Below are 402 nucleotides of genomic sequence, written 5' to 3'. Positions count from 1 at the left end.
CCATCATCCACAGCATCGACCGGCAGCGGTACTACGAGTCCTTCCGGGGACCCGTCGCCGCGTTCCGCACGGTGCTGATGGATGCCATGGAGAACTCGCTCGACAACGGGGTGAAGTTCTTCAAGGACCTTGCCCGCAAGTACAAGGCCATCAACAGCTAGCGCCTGACGTCCGGTCGCCGTGCTCCCGTGCGCAGGTGCGCCGGGAGCAGCGGCTCGGGGTGTGCATGGACACCTGCCACCCTGTGCGCCGGACGACGTTGTCCACCGTACGCAAGTACGAGGCCGTCATGGACGAGCGCGACCGCCAGGTGGCCTGCCCCGGGTGCGCCGTTTCCACCGGAACGACGGCCAAAAACCCCTGGGATGTCGCGTGGATCGCCGCGAGGAGCCCGGCTGGGGA

1 pseudogene is annotated in these 402 nt (G+C 67.2%); it reads left to right on the top strand.

The features are described from left to right. Positions 1-161: pseudogene (locus HUA75_RS48200) on the top strand (cell filamentation protein Fic); the annotation flags it as partial. Positions 162-402: the final 241 nt, after the last annotated feature.

The sequence above is a fragment of the Myxococcus sp. CA040A genome (assembly GCF_013336725.1).
Taxonomy (GTDB): domain Bacteria; phylum Myxococcota; class Myxococcia; order Myxococcales; family Myxococcaceae; genus Myxococcus; species Myxococcus llanfairpwllgwyngyllgogerychwyrndrobwllllantysiliogogogochensis.
Note: the sequence above shows the minus strand (reverse complement) of the source record. Positions and strands in the feature narration are given on the sequence as shown.